The organism is Pseudomonas sp. GM80 (assembly GCF_000282515.1).
GTDB lineage: Bacteria > Pseudomonadota > Gammaproteobacteria > Pseudomonadales > Pseudomonadaceae > Aquipseudomonas.
Map to the genome: position 1 here is coordinate 1 of NZ_AKJD01000120.1, position 6,691 is coordinate 6,691.

The 6,691-nt window shown below is 59.9% G+C and carries 5 protein-coding genes; 4 read left to right on the forward strand and 1 reads right to left on the reverse strand.

Annotated features, from left to right (window positions below; translation table 11 throughout):
- Nucleotides 1–110 precede the first annotated feature (110 nt).
- The 3 genes from PMI37_RS32050 (at nucleotide 111) to PMI37_RS19015 (ending at nucleotide 3,907) form a co-directional block, all read left to right on the forward strand.
- Nucleotides 111–287 carry a hypothetical protein gene (locus tag PMI37_RS32050; RefSeq protein WP_008083838.1) on the forward strand — a complete coding sequence of 59 codons (177 nt, stop codon included), beginning with the start codon at nucleotides 111–113 and terminating at the stop codon, nucleotides 285–287.
- Nucleotides 288–362: 75 nt separating this feature from the next.
- Nucleotides 363–2,516, forward strand: a complete 2,154-nt coding sequence (locus PMI37_RS19010) for a mechanosensitive ion channel family protein (protein ID WP_008083839.1) — start codon at nucleotides 363–365, stop codon at nucleotides 2,514–2,516.
- 65 nt (nucleotides 2,517–2,581) lie between these two features.
- Nucleotides 2,582–3,907, forward strand: coding sequence for an amidohydrolase (locus tag PMI37_RS19015; protein WP_008083840.1), 1,326 nt, complete (start codon nucleotides 2,582–2,584; stop codon nucleotides 3,905–3,907).
- A 575-nt stretch (nucleotides 3,908–4,482) separates the two neighbouring features.
- Here PMI37_RS19015 and PMI37_RS19020 read toward each other — a convergent pair.
- Nucleotides 4,483–5,196: a UTRA domain-containing protein gene (locus PMI37_RS19020; protein WP_007916338.1), complete on the reverse strand. Its 714-nt coding sequence runs from the start codon at nucleotides 5,194–5,196 to the stop codon at nucleotides 4,483–4,485.
- A 351-nt stretch (nucleotides 5,197–5,547) separates the two neighbouring features.
- On the opposite strand from PMI37_RS19020, the gene PMI37_RS19025 reads away from it, so the two are divergent.
- Complete coding sequence (locus tag PMI37_RS19025) at nucleotides 5,548–6,615, forward strand: ABC transporter substrate-binding protein (RefSeq protein WP_008083842.1); 1,068 nt, start codon at nucleotides 5,548–5,550, stop codon at nucleotides 6,613–6,615.
- Nucleotides 6,616–6,691 lie beyond the last annotated feature (76 nt).

The window sequence follows — 6,691 nt, forward strand, 5'->3', positions numbered from 1 at the left end:
GCTGCGATCTTTTGATGTTGTTTTTAAGATCAAAAGATCGCAGCCTGCGGCAGCTCCTACACGGGTAAAGCCACTAGACTTACATCATTCATTTCGACAAGGCAGTCTCCATGATCTCGATGTCTTCGTTTCACGCCATGCTCGTCCCGATCCTCACAGGGATGATCCTGCTGGCAGTCGGCTTCAACTTCCGTGACAAGAACGCTGGCGTTTTCGCCATGTGGATCGGCATGCTGATGATCCTCGCCACCGTGATCTACAAGATCCTCGCCAAACTCAACGAATAATCGGCGACGGCTCGCATTGATTGGGTGGGCCTCGTACACTCCAGCGAATCCGCCCCTTGCGAGGTTGACCGCCTAGTGTTTGCTCGTCTTTTTGCTTTGCCCAGCCTGTTCCTCGTCTGCCTGATGACGCTGCTGCCGCTGGCGCCCGCCCACGCGGTCGGCCTGCCGGGCCTGCTCAACACCAACAAAGCCCAGCCCGAAGCACAGGAACCCCTCGGTCAGTCCCTCGACGAAGTCATCAAGTCGCTGGAGAACGACAAGCAACGCGCGCAGTTGCTGACCGACCTGAAGAAGCTGCGCGACGCCACCAAAAAAGCTCAGGCCAACCCGGAAGAAGGCGTGCTCGGCCTGATCGGCGGCACCCTCGCCAATTTTGAAAAACAATTCACCGGCGCCGACAGCCCGCTCAACCGCTGGGGCAACGAGTTCGACCTGGCCAAGGACGAACTCAGCGGCATGATGTTGCCGGCCAACGAATGGCTGCCAATCATCTTCGGTTTCGCCATGATCCTGATGGTCTGGAGCTTGCTCGCCGCCGCACTGATCTGGCTCGGGCACCGGGTGCGCATGCGCTTCGGCCTCACCGAAGAACTGCCGCAACATCCCAGGGCGCTCGACATGCTGCGCTTCGCTTTGCGCAAGCTCGGGCCGTGGCTGATCGCGTTGGTGATGACGGTTTACATGAGCTACGCGTTGCCGTCTTCACTGGGCAAAAGCCTGGCGATGGTGCTGGCGTATGCGCTGGTGGTCGGCACCTGTTTCTCGGCGATCTGCGTGATCGCGTTTTCCTTGCTCGACGGCCCGCACCGCCATCGCGCGCTGTACATCCTCCGTCATCAGGCGTTCCGGCCGCTGTGGCTGATCGGCAGCTTCGCCGCGTTCGGTGAAGCCCTGAATGATCCGCGCCTGATCGAAAGCCTCGGCGTGCATCTGGCCCACACCGCCGCAACCGTCGCCAATGTGCTGGCGGCACTGTCGACCGGCCTGTTCATCCTGCGTTTCCGCCGACCGATTGCCCACCTGATCCGCAACCAACCGTTGTCGCGACGCCTGACTCGCCGCGCCCTCAGCGACACCATCGAAATCCTCGGGACCTTCTGGTACGTGCCGGCGCTGGTGCTGGTCGGTATTTCGCTGTTCGCCACGTTCGTTTCCGCTGGCGACACCAGCACAGCCTTGCGCCAGTCACTGATCTGCACCGTGCTGCTGGTGATGTGCATGGTGATCAACGGCCTCGTCCGCCGCCATTCGCTGAAGCCGCAACGCGGACCGAAACGCCACGCGCTCTACTCCGAACGCCTGAAGAGCTTTTTCTACACCCTCGCGCACCTGGTGGTGTGGCTGGTCTTCATCGAGCTCGGCCTGCGCGTGTGGGGCCAGTCGCTGATCGGTTTCGCCGAAGGTGAAGGGCATGACGTCAGCGTCAAACTGTTCAGCCTGATCGGCACGCTGATTTTCTCCTGGCTGATCTGGATCCTCGCCGACACCGCCGTGCATCACGCCCTCACCCGATCGCGCAAAGGCCTGGCCAACGCCCGCGCGCAAACGATGATGCCGCTGATTCGCAACGTGCTGTTCGTGGCGATCTTCATCATCGCGCTGATCGTCGCGCTGGCGAACATGGGCATGAACGTCACGCCACTGCTGGCTGGTGCCGGTGTGATCGGTCTGGCCATCGGTTTCGGTGCGCAGTCGCTGGTCGCCGACTTGATCACGGGTTTGTTCATCATCATCGAAGACTCGCTGGCAATTGATGACTACGTCGACGTCGGCGGCCACCTCGGCACCGTCGAAGGCCTGACCATTCGCACCGTGCGCCTGCGCGACATCGACGGCATCGTCCACACCATCCCGTTCAGCGAAATCAAAAGCATCAAGAACTACTCCCGCGAATTCGGCTACGCGATCTTCCGCGTCGCGGTGCCGTACAACATGGAAATCGACGACGCGATCAAACTGATGCGCGAAGTCGGCCAGAAGATGCGCACCGACCCGCTGCAACGACGCAACATCTGGTCGCCGCTGGAAATTCAGGGTGTCGAAAGTTTCGAGTCCGGCAGCGCGATTCTGCGCGCCCGGTTCAAGACCGCGCCGATCAAACAGTGGGAAGTGTCCCGCGCCTTCAACCTCTCGCTCAAACGCCATCTCGACGAGGCCGGACTCGATCTGGCAACACCGCGCATGAGCGTGCAAGTGATCACTGCCGGTGGCGGCCAGCCGAAGGAATAGCACTCACGCGCGCGGTTGCAGTCACAGGCAGGGAAGCCCGAACAACAACAATCAAGGAGAACCCGATGCCACTGACGCGCATTGCCCAAGCCGTTCTACTCACACTGTTCGCCAGCCACGCCGGCGCCGCGACGCTGGAAAGCATTCGCACCACAATCGCCGAACAGGCGCAAAAGCTCGAACCGGAACTGCTGGAAACCCGCCGCGACATCCACGCTCATCCGGAACTCGGCAACACTGAAAAACGCACCGCCGAACTGGTCGCCAAACAGCTCAAAGCCATGGGCCTGGACGTGAAAACCGGCGTCGCCCGCACCGGCGTGGTCGCCATTCTCAAAGGTGCCTTGCCCGGCCCGACCGTGGCCCTGCGCGCCGACATGGACGCGCTGCCGGTCAAAGAAGTCTCCGACCTGCCTTTCGCCTCGAAAGCCAAAGGCACCTACCTCGACAAAGAAGTCGACGTGATGCACGCCTGCGGTCATGACGCCCACACCGCGATCCTGCTGAGCACGGCGAAAATTCTCTCGGGCATGCGCGACACATTACCCGGCACCGTGGTGTTCTACTTCCAGCCCGCCGAAGAAGGCCCAAGCGACTTCATCCCCGACGGCAAAAACACCTGGGGCGCGAAAATGATGGTCGAGGAAGGCGTGATGAAATCCCCCAAACCCGACGCGGTATTCGGCCTGCACGTCTGGGCCGGCGTCCCCGCCGGCCAGATCGCCTACCGCCCAGGCCCAACGCTGGCCAGCTCCGACGACCTGCGCATCAAAATCCTCGGCAAACAAACCCACGCCGGCCGCCCCTGGGACGGCATCGACCCGATCACCGTCGGCGCGCAAACCATCGTCGGCCTGCAAACCGTGGTCAGCCGCCGCACCGATATCTCGTCGTATCCGTCGGTGGTCAGCATCGGCACGATCAACGGCGGCACCCGCTACAACATCATTCCCGAATCTGTCGACATGAGCGGCACGATCCGCTCCTACGACTACGGCATCCGCCAGAAACTGCACGCCGACGTCCGCCAGACCATCGAAAAAATCGCCGAGAGTGGTGGTGCGAAAGCGGACGTCACCATCATCGAAAAATACGACCCGACGATCAACAACCCAGCCCTCACAGAAAAAATGCTGCCGACATTGAAGTGGGCAGCCAAGGACGACGTGGTGAATGCACCGCTGGCGGGGGGCGCGGAAGACTTTTCGTTCTACGCCAAGGAAGTGCCAGGGTTGTTTGTGTTTCTCGGCGTGACGCCACGCGACCAAGACATGAGCAAAGCCGCACCGAACCACAATCCGGGGTTCTTCGTGGATGAGTCGGCGCTGGTGGTCGGCGTTCGCACCCTGGCCTCACTGGCAACAGACTACCTCTACACCAACGCCCACTGACCTGAGCTGCCGAGTGCAACGAGGCTGCGATCTTTTGATCGGGGGATTTGAGCGTTCGCCAGAATCAACATCAAAAGATCGCAGCCTTCGGCAGCTCCTACATGAAAGTGCATTATCCCGTGTCCCTGGCAGGCCGCCATCGCTGGCAAGCCAGCTCCCACAGGGGTTGAGTCCAACCGGTAAACCTATATCGCTTCTGCTCCTCACCACTCAACACAATGAGCGCAAGCTCGAGTACCGCTCTTGATCTTGCCGTGCCGGCCCCTTCGGCAGGCTGAGTGGAGGGGTCTATCCGGGGGTAGGCGCGCAGCGCCGTTCGACGAAGTCGAACACATCGAAAGGAGGTGCAGCGAAGCAAACCGGAAGCGATGCCCCCGGATCGATCCCGGAACGAAGGAACCCCGAGCTCCAGCGAGCGGGCCGAACGCCGGGGCCCAGCCTTTTGCTTACTTTTCGGCGTCTGGAAAAGTGAGTCGCTGTAAGAGCGAAACCGTCAGCGGCAGCACCCGAAGCAACGGATATACACCCAAAACCCAAGAACCTGGTCGGCCCACAGGCCGCCAAGGCCAAAACGATCAAACCACATCAACCCCAACGTGAATCGCATCATGCCGCCAAAACTCCAGATCACAATCAATCAACCGCTCATGCTGATCATAATTGACCCGAGCAATCCGCAACCCCGGACTCCCCACCGACACCCTTAAAGCCGCCGCCGCATCCACCGACAACGACGTAGGCACAATCTCAAACCGCACCCGCCCATAGTGCAAATCGTAATGCCGCGCATACAACTCGGTCATCGACTGATTCAGATCAAACTCAAGAATCCCCGGAAAAAACTGCGGATTCAAATAGTGCTCCACATACAACACCAGCCGCCCATCAATGCGCCGCGACCGGCAAATCTGAATCACACTCGACAACGCCGGCAGCTGCAGCCAGGCACACACCGCCGCCGAAGCCGGCTGCAACCGCGCCGAAATCACCTCGGTCGACGGCACCCGCCCCTGCGCACTGACCATCGCGTGAAAATGACTGCGCTGCATCAAGTTGTACGCCAGCCGCGGCGGTGAAACGAACCAGCCACGCCGCTCCTCACGATAAATCTGCCCCTGCGCCTCCAACTGCAACAACGCCTCACGCACAGTAATCCGCGTAGTGCCAAACAACTCACTGAGCTTACGCTCGGCCGGCAACTTGCTGCCCGCCGCCAACAGCCCATGATCGAGCTGCTCCTGCAAGACCTGGCCAATGGCTGTCACCGCTTTTGTTGCCTCATCGCGCATCAACGTTACCTATCTGGACTAGACCAGCACTGTTTCGGGGCAAAACCGCACGGCAATCAAACCGTTTTGCGGTGTTGCAAGCCTAGGCAGTACAGATGACCGAGAGATGACAAAACTACCCAACGGTCGTCCTCATGACTTGCAATACATCGGCCAAGTCCCTTGCCCTCCGGGCCTTTGAGCATGGTCTACGCTTATCTGGCACCTGCCGATATCGACCAAATAAAAGGCCTGGCGCGAGGCCACCGACATCAAAGTGTCATCCAGCCCCCTTAAATTGGCTCAGGTATTGCTGACCTAGACCAACAACCACCGCAATCGCAGCGTTGAACACGACCAAGGAGCTTCGGAATGAAACAGCTTTTCCTGGCAACACTGTTAGGCTCGACCATTGCACTGTGCACCTCCGCCATGGCGGCCGGCACCGATCTGAAAACCCTCGAAGCCGCTGCGAAAGCGGAAGGCGCCGTCAACAGCGTCGGCATGCCGGATGACTGGGCCAACTGGAAAGGCACCTGGGAAGACCTGGCCAAGACCTACGGCCTGAAACACATCGACACCGACATGAGTTCCGCCCAGGAAATCGCCAAGTTCGCCGCTGAAAAAGACAACGCCACCGCCGACATCGGCGACGTCGGTGCCGCTTTCGGCCCGATCGCGGTCAAGCAAGGCGTGGTGCAACCGTACAAGCCAAGCACCTGGGATCAGGTTCCGGACTGGGCCAAGGACAAGGACGGTAACTGGGCACTGGCCTACACCGGCACCATCGCCTTTATCGTCAACAAAAAGCTGCTGCACGGTTCCGAAGTACCGACCAAATGGGCTGACCTCAAGGGCGGCAAATACAAGGTCTCGATTGGTGACGTGAGCACCGCCGCCCAAGCCGCCAACGGCGTACTCGCTGCGGCACTGGCCAACGGTGGCGACGAGAAAAACATCAAGCCTGCGCTGCTGTTGTTTGCCGACATTGCCAAGCAAGGTCGCCTGTCGATGGCCAACCCGACCATCGCCACCATGGAAAAAGGCGAGATCGAAGTCGGTGTGGTCTGGGACTTCAACGGCCTGAGCTACAAAGCCAAGATGGCCAACCCGGATGACTACGTCGTGCTGATCCCGTCCGACGGCTCGGTGATTTCCGGCTACACCACGATCATCAACAAGTACGCGAAAAACCCTAACGCCGCCAAGCTGACCCGCGAATACATCTTCAGCGACGCCGGCCAGACCAACCTCGCCCGCGGCAACGCACGTCCGATCCGCGCCGAGCACCTGCAACTGCCGGAAGACGTGAAAGCCAAACTGCTGCCGAACGAGCAGTACAAAAAGGTCACCCCGATCAAAGACGCCGACGCATGGGAAAAAACCTCCAAAGCCCTGCCACAGGCATGGAACGAAGAAGTCATCGTAGAAATGAAGTAATCCTTCATCTGTAGGAGCTGCCGCAGGCTGCGATCTTTTGATCTTGCCCTTTAAAAGCAACATCAAAAGATCGCAG

Excerpts from the sequence above, each read along its gene's own strand:
- PMI37_RS32050 (WP_008083838.1), top strand. The coding sequence starts at position 111 with ATGATCTCGATGTCTTCGTTTCACGCCATGCTCGTCCCGATCCTCACA.
- PMI37_RS19020 (WP_007916338.1), bottom strand. The coding sequence starts at position 5,196 with ATGCGCGATGAGGCAACAAAAGCGGTGACAGCCATTGGCCAGGTCTTG.
- PMI37_RS19025 (WP_008083842.1), top strand. The coding sequence starts at position 5,548 with ATGAAACAGCTTTTCCTGGCAACACTGTTAGGCTCGACCATTGCACTG.
- PMI37_RS19015 (WP_008083840.1), top strand. The coding sequence starts at position 2,582 with ATGCCACTGACGCGCATTGCCCAAGCCGTTCTACTCACACTGTTCGCC.